Annotated in this window: 15 protein-coding genes; 11 read left to right on the plus strand and 4 right to left on the minus strand. The window is 65.7% G+C overall.

Going from position 1 to position 17,981, the window contains the following annotated elements:
- The first annotated feature begins 119 nt into the window (after positions 1–119).
- Positions 120–1,220 carry a TRAP transporter substrate-binding protein gene (locus tag LPB260_RS20885; protein ID WP_208707787.1) on the plus strand — a complete coding sequence of 367 codons (1,101 nt, stop codon included), beginning with the start codon at positions 120–122 and terminating at the stop codon, positions 1,218–1,220.
- Between the two features lie 72 nt (positions 1,221–1,292).
- Here LPB260_RS20885 and LPB260_RS20890 read toward each other — a convergent pair whose 3' ends face one another.
- Positions 1,293–1,694 (minus strand): acyl-CoA thioesterase, encoded by a 402-nt coding sequence (locus tag LPB260_RS20890; protein WP_208707788.1) that lies wholly within the window; start codon positions 1,692–1,694, stop codon positions 1,293–1,295.
- A 255-nt stretch (positions 1,695–1,949) separates the two neighbouring features.
- On the opposite strand from LPB260_RS20890, the gene LPB260_RS20895 reads away from it, so the two are divergent.
- The 7 genes from LPB260_RS20895 to LPB260_RS20925 all read left to right on the plus strand — a co-directional run bounded on the left by LPB260_RS20895 (position 1,950) and on the right by LPB260_RS20925 (position 10,847).
- Positions 1,950–2,918: a PstS family phosphate ABC transporter substrate-binding protein gene (locus LPB260_RS20895; protein WP_208707789.1), complete on the plus strand. Its 969-nt coding sequence runs from the start codon at positions 1,950–1,952 to the stop codon at positions 2,916–2,918.
- Positions 2,919–3,099: 181 nt separating this feature from the next.
- Positions 3,100–5,385, plus strand: coding sequence for an ABC transporter permease subunit (locus LPB260_RS20900; protein WP_208707790.1), 2,286 nt, complete (start codon positions 3,100–3,102; stop codon positions 5,383–5,385).
- 81 nt (positions 5,386–5,466) lie between these two features.
- The gene (gene pstA, locus LPB260_RS20905; RefSeq protein WP_371926163.1) at positions 5,467–7,083 is read left to right on the plus strand and encodes a phosphate ABC transporter permease PstA; all 1,617 of its coding nucleotides are present in this window, start codon (positions 5,467–5,469) and stop codon (positions 7,081–7,083) included.
- A gap of 69 nt (positions 7,084–7,152) precedes the next feature.
- Positions 7,153–7,986 (plus strand): phosphate ABC transporter ATP-binding protein PstB, encoded by an 834-nt coding sequence (gene pstB, locus LPB260_RS20910; RefSeq protein ID WP_208707792.1) that lies wholly within the window; start codon positions 7,153–7,155, stop codon positions 7,984–7,986.
- An 85-nt stretch (positions 7,987–8,071) separates the two neighbouring features.
- Complete coding sequence (phoU, locus tag LPB260_RS20915; protein ID WP_208707793.1) at positions 8,072–8,803, plus strand: phosphate signaling complex protein PhoU; 732 nt, start codon at positions 8,072–8,074, stop codon at positions 8,801–8,803.
- Positions 8,804–8,915: 112 nt separating this feature from the next.
- Positions 8,916–9,815 carry a response regulator gene (locus tag LPB260_RS20920; RefSeq protein WP_208707794.1) on the plus strand — a complete coding sequence of 300 codons (900 nt, stop codon included), beginning with the start codon at positions 8,916–8,918 and terminating at the stop codon, positions 9,813–9,815.
- A gap of 135 nt (positions 9,816–9,950) precedes the next feature.
- Complete coding sequence (locus LPB260_RS20925) at positions 9,951–10,847, plus strand: peptidoglycan DD-metalloendopeptidase family protein (protein WP_208707795.1); 897 nt, start codon at positions 9,951–9,953, stop codon at positions 10,845–10,847.
- Between the two features lie 70 nt (positions 10,848–10,917).
- Here LPB260_RS20925 and LPB260_RS20930 read toward each other — a convergent pair whose 3' ends face one another.
- The 3 genes from LPB260_RS20930 to LPB260_RS20940 form a co-directional block, all read right to left on the minus strand.
- The gene (locus LPB260_RS20930; RefSeq protein WP_208710072.1) at positions 10,918–12,195 is read right to left on the minus strand and encodes a TRAP transporter large permease; all 1,278 of its coding nucleotides are present in this window, start codon (positions 12,193–12,195) and stop codon (positions 10,918–10,920) included.
- 17 nt (positions 12,196–12,212) lie between these two features.
- Entirely contained in the window at positions 12,213–12,749 is a 537-nt protein-coding gene (locus LPB260_RS20935) for a TRAP transporter small permease (RefSeq protein ID WP_208707796.1), read from the minus strand.
- Between the two features lie 154 nt (positions 12,750–12,903).
- Positions 12,904–14,304, minus strand: a complete 1,401-nt coding sequence (locus LPB260_RS20940) for a PLP-dependent aminotransferase family protein (protein ID WP_208707797.1) — start codon at positions 14,302–14,304, stop codon at positions 12,904–12,906.
- 272 nt (positions 14,305–14,576) lie between these two features.
- On the opposite strand from LPB260_RS20940, the gene doeA reads away from it, so the two are divergent.
- From doeA to dctP, 3 genes are read left to right on the plus strand one after another with little or no spacing between them, the layout of a single operon-like run.
- Positions 14,577–15,764 (plus strand): ectoine hydrolase DoeA, encoded by a 1,188-nt coding sequence (gene doeA / locus LPB260_RS20945; RefSeq protein ID WP_208707798.1) that lies wholly within the window; start codon positions 14,577–14,579, stop codon positions 15,762–15,764.
- 16 nt (positions 15,765–15,780) lie between these two features.
- On the plus strand, positions 15,781–16,839 hold the full coding sequence (gene doeB, locus LPB260_RS20950; protein ID WP_208707799.1) for a N(2)-acetyl-L-2,4-diaminobutanoate deacetylase DoeB: 1,059 nt from the start codon (positions 15,781–15,783) through the stop codon (positions 16,837–16,839).
- A gap of 53 nt (positions 16,840–16,892) precedes the next feature.
- Positions 16,893–17,933 carry a TRAP transporter substrate-binding protein DctP gene (gene dctP / locus LPB260_RS20955; RefSeq protein ID WP_208707800.1) on the plus strand — a complete coding sequence of 347 codons (1,041 nt, stop codon included), beginning with the start codon at positions 16,893–16,895 and terminating at the stop codon, positions 17,931–17,933.
- Positions 17,934–17,981 lie beyond the last annotated feature (48 nt).

Raw genomic sequence — 17,981 nt, forward strand, 5'->3', positions numbered from 1 at the left:
GACCCTACAACTTTAGTCGTATCTACTAGGCTTGAGGGTCACGAGGCCTTATGTTACTTGAGCACGGTCTAACTTCAGCGATCCTGTGGTCAGACCAATACAACAAAAAGGAGCATTGCATGAAACGTCGTCAGATTCTCGCAGCAGCGGGCGTAGGCCTGGCCGCCACCGCACTGGCAGGCTGCAACAAGGAGGCCGAAACCGCTGCCAAGCCCCAAGAGGGCGCGGGCGCAGAGACCTTCAACTGGAAAATGGTCACCTCCTGGCCGAAGAACTTCCCCGGCGTCGGCGTCGGTGCCGAGCGTTTCGCCAAGCTGGTCGAGGAAATGAGTCAGGGCCGCCTGAAGATCAAGATCTATGCGGCAGGTGAACTGGTGCCGGCGCTCGAGGTGTTCGACGCCGTCTCCCGCGGTACCGCGGAAATGGGCCATGGCGCGCCTTACTACTGGAAAGGCAAGGTGCCGGCTGCGCAGTTCTTCTGCGCCCTGCCATTCGGCCCGAACGCCCAGGAAATGAACGCCTGGCTGCACAAGGGCGGTGGCATCGAGCTGTGGGAGGAGGTCTACAAGCCGTTCGGCGTGCTGCCGATGGCCTGCGGCGCGACCGGCGTGCAGACCGCCGGCTGGTTCAACAAGGAAATCAACTCGGTCGAGGACTTCAAGGGCCTGAAGATGCGTACCCCGGGCCTGGGCGGCGAAGTGCTGACCAAGATGGGCGGTACCGTGGTCAACATGCCGGCCGGCGAAATCTTCACCGCGCTGCAGACCGGTGCGATCGACGCCACCGAGTGGATCGGCCCGTACAACGACCAGGCCCTGGGCTTGCACAAGGCTGCCAAGTACTACTACACCCCGGGCTGGCAGGAGCCGAACGTCACCTTCGAGCTGGACGTCAACCTCAAGGCCTGGGAAACCCTGCCGGCCGACCTGCAGGCCATCGTCCGCGCCGCTGCCCGCGATGTGAACGCCGACATGCTCGACGACTACAACGCGCGCAACATGGAGGCCATGGAGCAGCTCAAGGCCGAGGGCGTCGAAGTGCGCAGCCTGCCGGACGATGTGCTGGCCAGGCTCAAGGAAGTGGCTGCCGAAGTGGTCGAAGCCAGCGCCGCCGCCGATCCCGCGGCGGCCAAGGTGTGGGCGCAGCAGAAGGCCTACCTGCAGCGCCTGTTCGAGTACGCGGAAGTCAACGAGAAGATCATGTACAACATCCGCGGCTGATCTTCGCGCCACAGCAAAACGCCGGCTCTCGAGCCGGCGTTTTAATGTGTTCGCTCGCAGGGGCGCAGCGGATCAGCGGCGCGGCGGAACCGGACGGGTGCGACCGCTGCCGTCGATGGCGACGAACACGAACACCGCCTCGGTGACCTTGCGCCATTCGCTGGACAGCGGATCGTCGCTCCACACCTCGACCAGCATCTGGATCGAGCTGCGGCCGACTTCCAGGGTCTGGGTGTAGAAGGACAGCTGGGCGCCGACGGCCACCGGCACCAGAAACGCCATGCGGTCGATCGCCACCGTGGCGACGCGGCCACCGGCGACCTTGCTGGCCATGGCGGTGCCGGCCAGGTCCATCTGCGCTACCAGCCAGCCGCCGAAGATATCGCCGAAGCCGTTGGTCTCGCGCGGCAGCGCGGTGATCTGCAGGGCCAGGTCGCCTTGGGGAATCGGATCATCCTGTTCGAATTCGTTCATGTCGATTACGGCTCGCGGCGCGGTTGTTGTTGTGGGCGCGGAGTCCACAGGGGTGCGGGTTCGCCGAGTATACCGACTGAGTGGTCGGCGGGCGACCATGGCGCGCCGGCGCCGTGCGTTCGTCCGCATTTGCCGGAGTTGTGCGCGAAATCGGCTACGGTCATCTAACTGTCACATTGGTTTCATAGATTGGTCACACGGCCTGCTGATACTTGGCCTCGACCCAACCCCACCCTAATTTGTTAGGAGCAAGGCATGAAACTTACGCGTTTGATGGCGGCCATGACTTTTGTTGCCGCTGGTGCTGCCACCGCTACCGCGGTCGCCGCTGTCGATCCGGCTCTGCCGACCTATGAGAAGACTTCGGGCGTATCCGGCAACCTGTCCAGCGTAGGTTCCGACACCCTGGCCAACCTGATGACCCTGTGGGCCGAGGACTACAAGAAGCTCTACCCGAACGTGAACATCCAGATCCAGGCGGCCGGTTCGTCCACTGCGCCACCGGCGCTGACCGAGGGTACCGCCAACCTCGGCCCGATGAGCCGCAAGATGAAGGATGCCGAACTGCAGGCCTTCGAAGAGAAGTATGGCTACAAGCCGACCGCCATTCCGGTGGCTATCGACGCCCTCGCGGTGTTCGTGCACAAGGACAACCCGATCAAGAGCCTGACCATGCCGCAGGTCGACGCCATCTTCTCCAGCACCCGTCTGTGCGGTGAGGCCAAGGACGTCAAGACCTGGGGCGACCTCGGCCTGAGCGGTGAGTGGGCGGTCAAGCCGGTGCAGCTGTTCGGCCGTAACTCGGTATCCGGCACCTACGGTTACTTCAAGGAAGAAGGCCTGTGCAAGGGCGACTTCAAGGCCAACGTCAACGAGCAGCCGGGTTCGGCCTCCGTGGTGCAGTCGATCTCCAGCACCCTGAACGCCATCGGCTACTCGGGCATCGGCTACAAGACCTCCAGTGTTCGCGCTGTACCGCTGGTGGACAAGAACGGCGTGGCTGAAGAAGCCTCCGAAACCAACGCCCTGGCCGGTAAGTACCCGCTGTCGCGCTTCCTGTTCGTCTACGTGAACAAGGCGCCGAACAAGGCCCTGAACCCGCTGGAGGCCGAGTTCATCAAGCTGGTGCTGTCCAAGCAGGGCCAGGAAGTGGTGGTCAAGGATGGTTACATTCCGGTGCCGTCCAAGGTTGCCGAAAAGACCTTGAAGGAGCTTGGTCTGTAACTAGACTGACAGGTTTGCCGCGGCTGGGAGCCGCGGCAAGCGGCAAACGCGCCCGCCCCTCCCTGTGGAGTGGCGGGCGTCGTCACGTCACCGCGCTGTAACTTTTTTGTCATATAAGACAGTTAGATTAAGGTCCCGCTTAACCAGCGGCGCGCGTGCGTAACCGCCCAGAGATCTTCGTATGACCGACTTGGCCACTGACCCCATGACCGCACCTCAGAACAGCAGCCAACGGCTGGATTTCAATACTCCTGCACTGCAGCGCAAGCGCCGCAGACGGGCCATCAAGGACCGCCTGGCGCACTGGTACGTGTCGATCGGTGGCCTGGCCGTGCTGGGCGCGATCACCCTGATCTTCTTCTACCTGGCCCACGTGGTGCTGCCGATCTTCTCCGGCGCCGAGCTGGAAGCGCAGCCGGCGCAGCGGCCGGCCTGGCTGGCCGAGCGGGGCGACGCCCTGCTGCTGGCGGTGGAGGAGCAGAACAAGGTGGCCATGCGCCTCGATCGCTCGGGGCAGGTGCAGTTCTTCGCGACCAAGAGTGGCGCGGCGCTGAGCAGCGTGGAGCTGCCGCTGCCGGCCGGCGTCGACATCGTCTCGCTCGGCGAGGACCAGCCGGGCAGCCGCCGTGTGGCCCTGGGCCTGTCCAACGGCCAGGTGCTGGTGTTCAAGCAGAACTACCGGGTGACCTACCCGGACAACGTCAAGACCATCACCCCGACCCTGGAGTATCCCTTCGGCGAGGCGCCGATCAGTCTGGACCCCCAGGGCCGCGCCCTGGAGCATGTGGCGATCAGCCAGAACGGCGATACCCTGCTGCTCAGCGCGTCTACCGGCGCCGAACTGCACGTGCTGTCGATGAGTCGGGAAGAGAATGACTTCACCGGCGAAGTGACCCAGGAGGAGCGCCGCATCGAGCTGCCGCAGATCGCCGAGCCGATCAGCGAGCTGCTGATCGACCCGCGCCACCAGTGGCTCTATGTGTTCAACGGCCGGGCCACGGCCGATGTCTTCGACCTGCGCAGCAAGAGCCTCAATGGCCGTTACAAGCTGCTCGAGGGCGACGCCCGGGTCAGCGTCGTGAGCCCGCTGCTGGGCGGTATTTCGCTGCTGGTCGGCGACAGCAAGGGCGGCATCCGCCAGTGGTTCATGGTGCGTGACGAGGACGGCCAGTCGGCGCTGACCCGTATCCGCGATTTCAAGCTGGGCGACAGCGCGATCACCCAGTTCCTCCCGGAAGAGCGGCGCAAGGGCTTCATCGCCCTGGACGCCGACGGCAAGCTGGGCATCTTCCACAGCACCGCGCACCGCACCCTGCTGGTCGAGCAGGTCGCCGAGGGGCCGGCCATCGCCACCCTGTCGCCGCGCGCCAGCCGCGTACTGGTGGAGTCCAACGGGCAGATCCAGCCTTTCGTGGTCGACAACCCGCACCCGGAGGTGTCCTGGAGTTCGCTGTGGGGCAAGGTCTGGTACGAGAGCTATGACGAGCCCAAGTACGTCTGGCAGTCGACCTCGGCCAATGGCGACTTCGAGCCCAAGATGAGTCTCTCGCCGCTGACCTTCGGTACCCTGAAGGCGGCCTTCTACGCCATGCTCCTGGCCGCGCCCCTGGCCATCTGCGCGGCGATCTACACCGCCTACTTCATGGCCCCGGCCCTGCGCGGCAAGGTCAAGCCGGTGATCGAGCTGATGGAGGCGCTGCCGACGGTGATCCTCGGCTTCTTCGCCGGCCTGTTCCTCGCGCCCTATGTGGAGGGCCACCTGCCGGGCATCTTCAGCCTGCTGCTGCTCACCCCGCTGGGTATTCTGCTGGCCGCCTATGGCTGGAGCCGCCTGCCCGAGCGCATCCGCCTGCTGGTGCCGGATGGCTGGGAAGCGGCCCTGCTGATCCCGGTGATCCTGCTGGTGGCGGCCTTCTCCCTGAGCATGAGCGGTCACCTGGAGAACTGGTTCTTCGGCGGCGACATGCGCCTGTGGCTGAGCAACGACCTGGGCATTCCCTTCGACCAGCGCAACGCCCTGGTGGTGGGCCTGGCCATGGGCTTCGCGGTGATCCCGAACATCTACTCGATCGCCGAGGACGCCGTGTTCAGCGTGCCCAAGAGCCTGACCTTCGGCTCCCTGGCCCTCGGTGCGACGCCCTGGCAGACCCTGACCCGGGTGGTGATCCTCACCGCCAGCCCGGGCATCTTCTCGGCGCTGATGATCGGCATGGGCCGCGCGGTCGGCGAAACCATGATCGTGCTGATGGCCACCGGCAACACGCCGATCATGGAAATGAACATCTTCGAAGGCCTGCGCACCCTGGCCGCCAACGTGGCGGTGGAGATGCCGGAGTCGGAAGTCGGCAGTACCCACTACCGCGTGCTGTTCCTCGCCGCGCTGGTGCTGCTGTCCTTCACCTTCGTGATGAATACCCTGGCCGAGGTCATCCGTACCCGCCTGCGCAAGAAATATGCGTCGCTCTGAGAATTGGGAAGGTAGATGTCCGTGAAAACCAAAGAGCAAAACCTCAAGTCCTGGTTCAAGAGCGGCGCGCCTTGGGTCTGGATGACCGCCGGCGGCGTGGCCATCGCGGTGATCATGACCCTCGGCCTGCTGTCGGTGATCGCCACCCGTGGCCTGGCGCATTTCTGGCCGGCCGACGTGATCGAGTCCAGCTACCAGGTGCCGGGCGAAGCCCCGCGACTGCTGGCCGGCGAGCTGGTGCAGTCCGAGGAGGTGCCGCGAGCTCGGCTCAAGGCCGCAGGGTTGCCCGTGGAAACCGAAGGCGCCGAGTTCATGACGCGTCAGCTGCTCAAAGTGGGCAACCGCGAGACGTTCGGCGCCGACTTCAGCTGGGTGGTCGCCGAATGGCTGCACGACTCCGCCACCCCGGCCAACCTGCTGGTGATGGAGCGCCGCGAGTGGGGCAACTTCTACGGCTACCTGGTCAACGTCAAGCAGGGCGGCCAGCTGGTCGCCGAGGGTGATGGCGCCTGGAGCGAGCTGCAGCAGCGCATCGCGCGTATCGACGACCTGCACCAGCAGATCGCCCGGCTGGAAAAGAAGGACATCGGCCGCATCAACTACGGCCTCGAGCGCCTGCGCCTGAAGACCCGTCGCCTGGAGCTGGAAGGCACGCTGGACGCCGCCGCCCAGGCCGACCTGGACGCCGAGCGGGCGCAGTGGGACGCCGAGTACAAGGTCCTCGAAGCCCAGCTGATCGAACTCAACCAGCAGTTCAACCGCGACAGCGTCACGGTCCGCACGGTCGATGGCCGCGAGCAGGAGATCAGCCTGGGCAAGGTGGTGCGCGCCTATCAGCCGAACGCCATGGGCGTCATGGACAAGCTCGGTTTCTACTTCGCCAAGGTGTGGGAGTTCGTCAGCGAGGACCCGCGTGAGGCCAATACCGAGGGCGGCATCTTCCCGGCCATCTTCGGTACGGTGATGATGACCCTGATCATGGCGGTGATCGTCACGCCGTTCGGCGTCGTCGCGGCGATCTACCTGCGCGAGTACGCCAAGCAGGGGGCGATGACCCGGATCATCCGCATCGCGGTGAACAACCTGGCCGGGGTGCCGTCGATCGTCTACGGCGTGTTTGGCCTGGGCTTCTTCGTCTATGTGCTGGGCGGCTCGATCGACAGCCTGTTCTTCCCCGAGAGCGCACCGGCACCGACCTTCGGCACGCCGGGCCTGATGTGGGCCTCGCTGACCCTGGCGATCCTCGCCGTGCCGGTGGTCATCGTCGCCACCGAGGAAGGCCTGGCGCGCATTCCGCGGGCGCTGCGCGAGGGTTCCCTGGCCCTGGGCGCGACCAAGGCCGAGACCCTGTGGAAGGTGGTGCTGCCGATGGCCAGCCCGGCGATGATGACCGGCCTGATCCTCGCCGTGGCCCGCGCCGCCGGCGAAGTGGCGCCGCTGATGCTGGTGGGCGTGGTCAAGCTGGCGCCGGCGCTGCCGGTCGACGGCAACTACCCCTACCTGCACCTGGACCAGAAGATCATGCACCTGGGCTTCCACATCTACGACGTCGGCTTCCAGAGCCCCAACGTCGAGGCCGCGCGACCGCTGGTGTACGCCACCGCGTTGCTGCTGGTGCTGGTGATCGCCCTGCTCAACCTCAGTGCGGTGTATATCCGCAACCACCTGCGCGAGAAGTACAAGGCGCTGGATCACTAAGGTTTCTATATCGCCGGCGCCAGCCTCGAGGCGGCGCGGTCAACGAATTGTTAGCGTAGGGAGTCTCCCATGCAGCACCAAGCACAAGCACACGGCATCGACATCTCCGCCCTGGGCCGCGACAAGCAGAGCCTCGACATCAACAAGGAGACCGTGGCCATCGAAGTGCCCGGCCTGAACCTGTTCTACGGCGACAAGCAGGCGCTGTTCGACGTCAAGCTGAACATCCCGCGCGAGCGCGTGACCGCCTTCATCGGCCCGTCCGGCTGCGGCAAGTCGACCCTGCTGCGCACCTTCAACCGGATGAACGACCTGGTCGATGGCTGCCGCGTGGAAGGCGAGATCAACCTCGACGGGCGCAACATCTACCGCAAGGGCGAGGACGTGGCCGAACTGCGCCGCCGGGTCGGCATGGTGTTCCAGAAGCCCAACCCCTTCCCCAAGAGCATCTACGAGAACGTGGTCTACGGCCTGCGCATCCAGGGCGTGAACCAGAAGCGTGTGCTCGACGAGACCGTGGAGTGGGCGTTGAAGAGCGCGGCGCTGTGGGACGAGGTCAAGGACCGCCTGCACGACTCGGCCCTGGGCCTGTCCGGCGGCCAGCAGCAGCGCCTGGTGATCGCCCGCACCGTGGCGGTGCAGCCGGAAGTGCTGCTGCTCGACGAGCCCTGCTCGGCACTCGACCCGATCTCCACCCTCAAGGTCGAAGAGCTGATCTACGAACTGAAATCCAAGTACACCATCGTCATCGTTACCCACAACATGCAGCAGGCCGCCCGGGTTTCCGACTACACGGCGTTCATGTACATGGGCAAGCTGATCGAGTACGGCGACACCGACACCCTGTTCACCAACCCGGCGAAGAAGCAGACCGAAGACTACATCACCGGTCGTTACGGTTAAGCGGATTCCGTAGGGTGCGCCATGCGCACCACAGGGCCGGTGCGCATAGCGCACCCTACACGCAGCATTCGCGGAGTGAATTGGAATGATCAACAAAGACAGCCTCACCCATCACATCTCCCAGCAGTTCAACGCCGAGCTGGAGGAGGTGCGCAGCCACTTCCTGGCCATGGGCGGCCTGGTCGAGAAGCAGGTCAACGATGCGGTTACCGCGCTGATCGAGGCCGATTCCGGCCTGGCCCAGCAGGTGCGCGAGGTCGACGACCAGATCAACCTGATGGAGCGCAACATCGACGAGGAATGCGTGCGCATCCTCGCCCGCCGTCAGCCGGCGGCCTCCGACCTGCGCCTGATCATCAGCATCTCCAAGTCGGTGATCGACCTGGAGCGCATCGGCGACGAGTCGACCAAGATCGCCAAGCGCGCCATCCTCCTGTGCGAGGAAGGCGAGTCGCCGCGCGGCTACGTGGAGATCCGCCATATTGGCGACCAGGTGCGCAAGATGGTGCAGCAGGCGCTGGACGCCTTCGCCCGCTTCGACGCCGAACTGGCCCTGTCGGTGGCGCAGTTCGACAAGACCGTCGACCGCGAGTACAAGACCGCCCTGCGCGAGCTGGTCACCTACATGATGGAGGATCCGCGCTCGATCTCCCGGGTGCTCAACGTGATCTGGGCGTTGCGTTCGCTGGAGCGCATCGGCGACCACGCGCGCAACATCGCCGAGCTGGTGATCTACCTGGTGCGCGGCACCGACGTGAAGCACATGGGCCTGACCCGCATGCGGGAAGAGGTCGAGGGCACCGGCAAGAACGCCTGAGGCCGGCGCTGGCGGCGCCACGGGCGGACCTGCGTCGCCGTTCGCCGCTTTAGGGTTGGCCAGCTGCCAGCTGCCGCGACTATGCTAGGGGCCATTCGAAAGGGAGTGGCCGATGAGTAAAGTCAACGTACTGGTGGTGGACGATGCGACCTTCATTCGCGACCTGGTGAAGAAGGGGCTGCGCGATCACTTCCCGGGCGTACAGATCCACGAAGCCATCAACGGGCGCAAGGCCCAGCAGTTGCTCGGCCGGGTCGCCATCGACCTGATCCTCTGCGACTGGGAAATGCCCGAGATGTCCGGGCTCGAGTTGCTCAGCTGGTGCCGTGAGGAAGAGCCCCTGAAGGCCATCCCCTTCATCATGGTCACCAGCCGCGGCGACAAGGAAAACGTGGTGCAGGCGATCCAGGCCGGGGTCTCGGATTTCATCGGCAAGCCCTTCTCCAACGAGCAGCTGGTGACCAAGGTGAAGAAGGCCCTGAGCCGCGCCGGCAAGCTGCAGGCCCTCCAGGCCCAGGCGCCGAAGGCCCTGGCCAGCGGCTTCGCCAACGACTCGCTGGCCGCCCTGACCGGCGGCAAGGCCGAAGTGATCAAGCCCGTCGCGGGCGATGAAGCGAAACCCGCCGCCAGCCCCCAGCCCGTGCCGCCGAAGCCCGCGGCGCGGGCGATCAGCGCCGGCCGCGGCCAGGGGCAGCTGCGCCTGCCGGGTGGCACCATGGCCTGCGTGATCAAGGCGCTGAGCCTCAAGGAGGCGCTGTTGCTGGTCAAGCGCGGCGGCCTGCTGCCCCAGGTGCTGGAAAGTGCGGTGCTCGACCTGGAGCAGGGCGAGGGCGGCGAAGTGGCCCGGCTCAACGGCTACCTGCATGCGGTCGCGGCCTTCGAGCCGAAGCCCGACAGCGAGTGGCTGCAGCTGACCCTGCGCTTCGTCGACCAGGATCCGCAGAAGCTCGACTACCTGTCGCGCCTGATCGCCCGCGGCACCGCGCAGAAGCATTTCAGCCCCGGCGCCTGAGTGCGCCGCCGGTCGCCGCGCGGCGCGGTGGCGGGAGCTGGCTCACAACGCCGAGTCGCTCGCCTCGCGCCACAGATGGGGGACTGCTAGTCTCCAAACTCCGGATATCAAAAAGCCATAAGATCCGAGTTCGTTATGCTAGGGCGTCTGATTCTACTCTGCAGTCTATTGTCCGCAGCCGGCCAGGTTGCGGCCTTGACCATCTACAAGTACACCGATGCCAACGGCGTGGTCACCTATTCCGACCAGGCCGCGCCGGGGGCCCAGGTGTTCGTGTTCCGCGACCGCATGGTCGAGCGCCTGGACAACCAGGTGAAGCTGGAGACCCGCAAGCACGCCGCCGGCGAAACCCTGCTGGTGCGCAACGACCTCTATGCCCCGGTGCAGGTCGAGCTGAAGCTGGTGGATGTCGACAACGCCGTCGGCGCGCCGGATGAGCCGATCAACTGGGTGCTGCCGCCGCGCAGCAAGATCCGCCTGGCCACCCTGGCCCCGCGCGATGCCAGCCAGCCGCTGCGCTACACCCCCAAGCTGCGCTACGCCCTCGGCGATCCGCGCCTGGTGCCGAGCGAGCAGCGCTATCCGCTGCCCTGGCGCGGCGGGCCGTTCCGCCTGACCCAGGGCGCCAACGGCAAGTACAGCCACTTCACGCCCAAGGGCCGCTATGCCCTGGACATCGCCATGCCCGAGGGCACGCCCATCGTCGCGGCGCGCAGCGGCGTGGTGGTGAAGACCGAGAACCAGCAGAGCGGGCGCGGCAACAACCCGTCCGGCAACTACGTGCGCATCCTCCACGACGACGGCACCATGGGCGTCTACCTGCACCTGATGAAGGGCTCGGTCAGGGTCCACGAAGGCGTCCGGGTGAATGCCGGCCAGCAGATCGCCCGCTCCGGCAACACCGGCAACAGCACCGGGCCGCACCTGCACTTCGTGGTGCAGCGCAATGTCGGCCTGGCCCTGGAGTCGATCCCGTTCAGCTTCGCCCAGCCGGTCGACAGCCTGCCCAACTTCGCCGTCGGCGGCGAATGAAAAACCCCGCTGCCGGCTCGATAGCGCTCGAGCCGGCAACGGGGTTTTCCTGTGCCTGCTGCTAGCCGCGCTAGCGGAACGCCAGGTCGCGCAGGAACAGGGTGATCGGCGGGAACATGATCAGCAGCACCGACATCAGCAGCAGGATGATGAAGAACGGCAGGCTGCCGCGCACCACGTCCACGTAGGGGCGGCGGAAGACCGCGATGGCGGTGAAGATGTCGCAGCCGAAGGGTGGCGTGGCCGAGCCGATCGCCGCCTGCAGGGTGATGATGGTGCCGACCAGCACCGGGTCGAGGCCGGACAGGCGCACCGCCGGGGCGAAGATCGGCACCAGGATCAGCATCACCACGATCGGGTCGACGAACATGCAGCCGAGGAAGAAGGCGATCGAGATGATGATCAGCAGTTCGGTCGGCGAGGCGCTCATGATGCCGATGCCGCTGAGGATCGCCTGGGGAATCTGGGCGAAGGAGATCACCCAGGAGAACGCCGAGCCGGCCGCCACCAGGATGAACACCACGGCGGTGATCAACCCGGTGGACAGGGCGATGGACGACAGATCGCCGAACTTCACCCGACGGTAGATCAGCACCTCCAGAATCAGCGCGTAGAGCACCGATACCGCGGCCGCCTCGGTGGGGCTGAACACCCCGGAGTAGATGCCGCCGATGGTCAGCACCGGCAACAGCAGCGGGAGGATGGCGCGGCGGCAGGTGACCAGGCGCTCCATCCAGCTGAACTTCTCGCCGCTGGGGATGCCGGTGACGCGCGCGTAGATGTAGCAGTAGCCAGCCAGCAGGGTCATCAGCAGCAGGCCCGGGCCGATGCCGGCGATGAACAGCTCGGCCACCGAGGTGCCGGACACCACGCCGTAGATGATCATGCCGATGCTCGGCGGAATCAGCAGGGCGATGTCCGAGGCGTTGATGATCAGCGAGATGGCGAAGCTGTCCTTGTAGCCCTGTTGCAGCATCTTCGGCCGCATGATGCTGCCGACACCGACCACCGTGGCCTGGGTCGAGCCGGAGAGGGCGCCGAACAGCGCGCAGCTCAGCGCCGTGGTCACCGCCATGCCGCCACGCACGTGGCCGACGAAGGCCATGGCCACGTCCAGCAGGCGATTGGCGGTGGCGCCGCGGGTGATGATGTCGGCGGCGAGGATGAACATCGGCACCGCCACCAGGGCGGCCGGGCGGATGCCGGCGATCATCTGCTGGATGATGAACTCCGGGCCCATGGTGAAGAAGAACGTGAAGCCGGCGGCGGCGGCGGCCAGCAGCGTGGTCATCATGGGGAAGCCGGCCAGCAGCAGGACCAGCATGATGAGCAGCAGGGCGGTGGTCATATCCATGGCGACGGCACTCAGGGTTGCGGCGGAAGGGGGGTGTCGACGTGGCGCGGCGGCGCCTCGCGCCGGCCGAGCAGGACCAGCAACTGGGTGAAGGCGTGGCGCAGGAACTGCAGGCCGGTCATGCCCAGCCCCAGGGGGATCACCAGGTAGATGTAGTGCAGCGGCATCTGCAGCGCCGAGGAGGCGCGGCCGACGCGGGCGGCCGACTCCACGTAGCCGACCGCCGCCCAGGTCAGCCAGAGCATCAGTGCGGCGGTGAGCAGGTTGATCAGCAGCAGGCTGGCGGCGGCCGGCTTGCCGGTCAGCTGCTCGACGAAGGCGCTCATGCTGATGTGCCGGCTATGCCGGGCGGCATAGCTGCAGCCGACGAAGGTGACGAAGATGATGAGGAACTGGTTGAGCTCCTCGGAGAAATAGATGCTCTGGTTGAACAGGTAGCGGCCGAACACGTTGCCGACCGAGTTCAGCGCCATCAGCAGGATGGCGCTGGCGAGGATGAAAGCCTCGAGCTTCTCCAGCAACCAATCCAACTTGTGCAACCAAGACATAGCCACCTCCAGCCCGTCGTCGAGACGTCGAGTCGACGGACATTGTTCTTGTTGTGGAAGCCAGACCTTATCCCCGGTCAAAAATCATGTCAATTAATATTTGAATCAGTACATGTGTGCCATATTTGTGCAAATGTAATGATTCTGCCCTGTTTTAGAACACGAAGTGCATGGGCGGCGGCGTCTCGCCGAACAGCCCATTGAGCGTAGCCAGCCCGGCCTGCAGGCGCGAGCGGCTCTGCTCGGCGCCCAGGCTGATGCGCACGTGCTGGTTGCTGCGGTCGGCAGTGGCCAGGAAGGGTTCGGCGGGGAAGATCATCACCCCTTCCTGGCGTGCGCGGCGGGCGAACTTCTCCGGCTGCCAGTGGGAGGGCAGCTCGGCCCAGATGTGCATGCCGTTGGGATGGGCCCTGAAGCGGCAGCCGTCGAGCAGCTCGCGGGCGATCTGCTGGCGCGCCGCGAACTCCTGCTGCTGGAAGGCGACCATGCGCTCCAGGGTGCCGTCCTGCATCCACCAGCTGGCGATCTCGAAGGGCATCAGGGTGGCCATCCAGGTGGTGCTGCGCAGGCGGCCGATGGCCTGCTGCACCAGGTGCGGCGGGGTGATCAGGTAGCCGGCACGCATGCCCGGCAGGGTGATCTTGGTCAGGCTGGTGGCGTAGAAGCTGCGCTCCGGGATCAGCGCCGACAGCGGCGGGTGGCGGTCCGGTTGCAGGGCGCCGTAGACATCGTCCTCGACCACGGTCAGGTCATAGCGGCGGGCCAGTTCGGCGATCGCCTGGCGGCGCTCCAGGCCCATTGTGTCGGTGGTCGGGTTGTTCATGGTCGGGGTGCAGAACAGCACCCGCGCGCCGCCCTGCTTGCAGGCCGCCTCCAGCGCATCCGGGAGCAGGCCCTGGTCGTCGGTGGCGATGCCCTTGAGGTTGAAGTGCAGGGTCTGCGCCAGCGCCAGCAGCAGCATGCAGGTCTCCCGCTCGCACAGCACCGTGTCGCCGGGCTTGAGCACGGTGGCCATGGCGATGGTCAGGGCGTGGGCGGCGCCGTTGCAGAACAGCATGTGGTCGGGATTGGCCGGCATCTTCTGCTGCGCCAGCCAGGTGCAGACCACCTCGCGGTGCTGGGTCAGGCCCTGGGTCGGGTGGAAGGAGGTGATGAAGTCATCGCGCCCCTCCCGGGCCAGGCGCTCCAGGCCCTCGCGGTAAAGCCTGACGTGGCGCTGGGTGCACACCGGGTGGGCGGTGGACAGGTCGATGCCACGGTGCGGGTCCTCGTGCTCGTCGGTGGACAGGTAGTCCGACTCGTGGCTGACGTGGCGGCTGCGCACGAAGGTGCCGCTGCCGACCTGGGCGTAGATGGCGCCCTGCTTCTCCGCATGGGCATAGGCGTTGCTCACCGTCTGCACGCTGACGCCCAGGGTCTCGGCCAGCTCGCGGTGGGTCGGCAGCTTGCTGCCGGGCAGCAGCGCGCCGCTGTTGATCGCCTCGGTCAGGGCGTTGCCGATGGCCAGGTATTTCGGTTGGCCGGAACGGATAAAGGGCTTCAGATCAATTGTCATAGAACAATAAATTCCTTGACGATGATTGTAATGATCATAATATGGGTCTCGAACGCTATTGACCTGTATTTGTAGCGGTCACTTTAGCAGGTTTCAGTACAATTTCTCCAGGGTGGTCGATTGACCGCGGTGCCGGAACGGCATGGCTCCTGGAGGGTGCGGGGAAGGGCTGTCATGGCCGCCCCGCATTGCAGCGATGTCGTCCGCCCGGTTGTTGCCCGGCGGGCTGATAGAGGCCTGAACGCCACGGCGTTCGTTATCGAGATGCTGTCATGAGTGAAATCGCGTTGAATTTCAGCCGTGAAGAGTACGCCCAGCGACTGGCCAAGGTGCGCGCCGCCATGGTCGAGCGGGGGATCGCCACGCTGATCGTCCACGACCCGTCGAACATGGCCTGGCTGACCGGCTATGACGGCTGGTCCTTCTATACACCGCAGTGCGTGGTGGTCGGCCAGAGCGGCAATCCGCTGTGGTACGGCCGCGGCATCGACGCCAACGGCGCCCGCCGTACCGTCTACCTGCCGGAGGAGGACATCGCCTCCTACAGCGACCGCTATGTGATGAACCCGCCGCACCACGCCCTCGACTACCTGTGCGAGCAGGTGCTGCCGGCCCGGGGCTGGACCGCCGGGGTGATCGGCGTGGAGATGGACAACTACTACTACAGCGCCACCTCGCACCAGGCGCTGCAGCGGGGCCTGCCGAAGGCTCAGCTGGTGGACGCCACCGGCCTGGTCAACTGGTGCCGGGCGATCAAGTCGACGCAGGAAGTCGAGTACATGCGCGTCGCCGCGCGTATCGTCGAGAACATGCACCGGGCGATCATCGAGATGATCGAGCCGGGCCTGCCGAAGAACGTGCTGGTCGGCGAGATCTACCGGGTCGCCTGCGTCGGTCACGACGGCAAGTTCGGCGACTACCCGGCCATCGTGCCCATGCTGCCGTCGGGCAAGGACGCCTCGGCGCCGCACCTGACCTGGGACGACCGGCCGTTCAAGAAGGGCGAAGGCACCTTCTTCGAGATCGCCGGCTGTCACAAGCGCTACCACTGCCCGCTGTCGCGCACCGTCTACCTGGGCGAGCCCTCGGCGGCGTTCCGCAAGGCCGAGGAGGCGATCAACGCCGGCCTCGAGGCCGGTCTGGCGGTGGCCAAGCCGGGCAACACCTGCGGCGACATCGCCCGCGAACTGAACAGCACCCTGCGCCGTTACGGCTACGACCGCGGCGACAACCGCTGCGGCTACCCGATCGGTCTGAGCTACCCGCCGGATTGGGGCGAGCGCACCATGAGCCTGCGCGAAAGCGACACCACGGTGTTGCAACCGGGCATGACCTTCCACTTCATGCCGGGCCTGTGGCTGGACGACTGGGGGCTGGAGACCACCGAAAGCATCCTGATCACCGAAAGCGGCGTGGAAACCCTTTGCGACTTCCCGCGCCAACTGTTCGTGAAGGCTTGAGATGAGTGCAGCACAGATGAATATTTCTCCCGAATCCGACCTGCAGGCGACCAGTCTCTCGACTATCGCCGAGGTCGGCGAAAGCACCATCAGCAGCACCGTCGACTTCGAGCGCGACGGTGTGCAGCACGGCTTCCTCAAGCTGCCGTACTCCCACGACCAGTCGGCCTGGGGCTGCATCATGATCCCCATCACCGTGGTGAAGAACGGCGCGGGTCCCACCGCGCTGCTCACCGGCGGCAACCACGGCGACGAGTACGAGGGCATCACCGCGTTGCTCAAGCTGGCCGGCGAGCTGCGTGCCGAGGACGTCCAGGGCCGGGTGATCATCGTCCCGGCGATGAACTACCCGGCGGTGCAGAACGGCAGTCGCACCTCGCCGATCGACAAGGGCAACATGAACCGCTCGTTCCCCGGCAACCCCCACGGGGCCATGACCGAGCGCATCGCCGACTACTTCCAGCGCTACCTGATCCCGCTGTGTGACTACGCTTTGGATATCCACTCCGGTGGCAAGACCCTGGACATCCTGCCCTTCGCCGCGGCCCACCGGCTGCCCGACCCCGAGCAGGAAGCCAAGTGTATCGAGGGCGCCCGGCTGTTCGGCACCGCCGCCAGCATGATCCTCTTCGAGCTGGATGCGGCCTCACTGTACGACACCGCCGTGGAAGCCCAGGGCAAGGTGTTCGTCACCACCGAGCTGCGCGGCGGCGGCACCAGTACGCCGCAGACCATGGCCCTGGCCGACCGTGGGGTGCGCAACTTCCTCAAGTTCGCCGGAATCATCGAAGGCGAACTGGAACTGGCGGACGAGCCGGCGCTGCAGCTGGATATGCCCGACGCCAGCTGCTACGTGCAGAGCGTGCACCGCGGCATTCTCGAGCTGGCCCTGAGCCTGGGCGATCGGGTGCGGCGCGGCGACCTGGTGGCGCGGGTGCATGCCTTCGAGCGTACCGGCACGCCGGCGGTGGAATACCGCGCCGAGCGTGACGGGATGCTGGTGGCGCGGCGTTTCCCCGCGCTGGTGGACATAGGCGACACCCTGGCGGTGATCGCCGACGTAATCGAAGGCTGAAGACAAGCGGGCTCAGTCGCGAATTCCTTAGAAAAACAAGCGGAGACCTCACCATGAGCAAGTTCAGCACACTGAAGAAGGCGGCCCTGGCCGCGGCAATGGGCCTGGCCCTGGCGGGTCAGGCGAGCCTGGCGACGGCGGCCGAGGAGTGGAAGTTCGCCCTGGAGGAGATCAGCGGCAGCGTGCAGGACGCCTACGCGCAGAAGTTCAAGCAGCTGGTGGAAGAGAAGAGCGGCGGCGACATCACCGTCACCGTCTATCCGTACGGCGCCCTGGGCGAGTCGGAAGACCTCACCGAGCTGGTGGCCAACGGCGTCCTGCAATTCACCCACGGCTCCACCGGCATCCTCGGCTCCACCGCGCCGGGCATGCAGGTGTTCTCCGTGCCCTACCTGCTGTCGCAGAACAACAAGGTCAACCTCGAGCTGCTGACCGAAAGCCCGACCATCTACGGGCCCATGGCCGACAAGCTGAAGACCCGCAACCTGCGCCTGCTGAGCATGTACCCGGAAGGCGAGATGGTCTGGACCACCAACAAGGTGGTGCGCAAGCCGGCCGACTTCGCCAACGTGAAGATGCGCGTGATGGCCTCGCCGATGCTGGTCGAAGCCTACAAGTCGTTCGGCGCGGTGCCCACCCCGCTGCCGTACTCCGAGGTCTACGGCGCCCTGCAACTGAAGATGGTCGACGGCCAGGAGAACCCGATCTTCGCCATCGAGGAGATGAAGTTCTACGAGGTCACCGATGTGCTGACCTGGTCCGGCCACCAGCAGTTCACCGTCGCCGTGCTGTCCAACGAATCCTGGTACCAGGGCCTGCCGGCGGCGCAGCGCAAGATCATCGACGAGACCGTGGATGAGTTGGCGCCCTATATCTTCGAGACCCAGGCCAAGTACAACCAGGAGCGCCTGGAGAAGATCCAGCAGGCCAAGCCGGGCATCCAGCTGGTGCGCCTGAACGAGGAAGAGCAGGCCGCCTTCCGCGAGGCCAGCCAGACCATGCGTGACAAGCTGGTGGAGCTGGCCGGTCCGGAAGCCGGGGCTGCCCTCGAGGCGCTGGAGGCGGAGATCGCCGAGCTGGAAAAGAAGTACTAAGACGCGCGAGTCGAGCGTGAGCCGGCGGGGCTTGTCCCGCCGGCTTTG

It is taken from the genome of Pseudomonas sp. LPB0260, assembly GCF_013388395.1.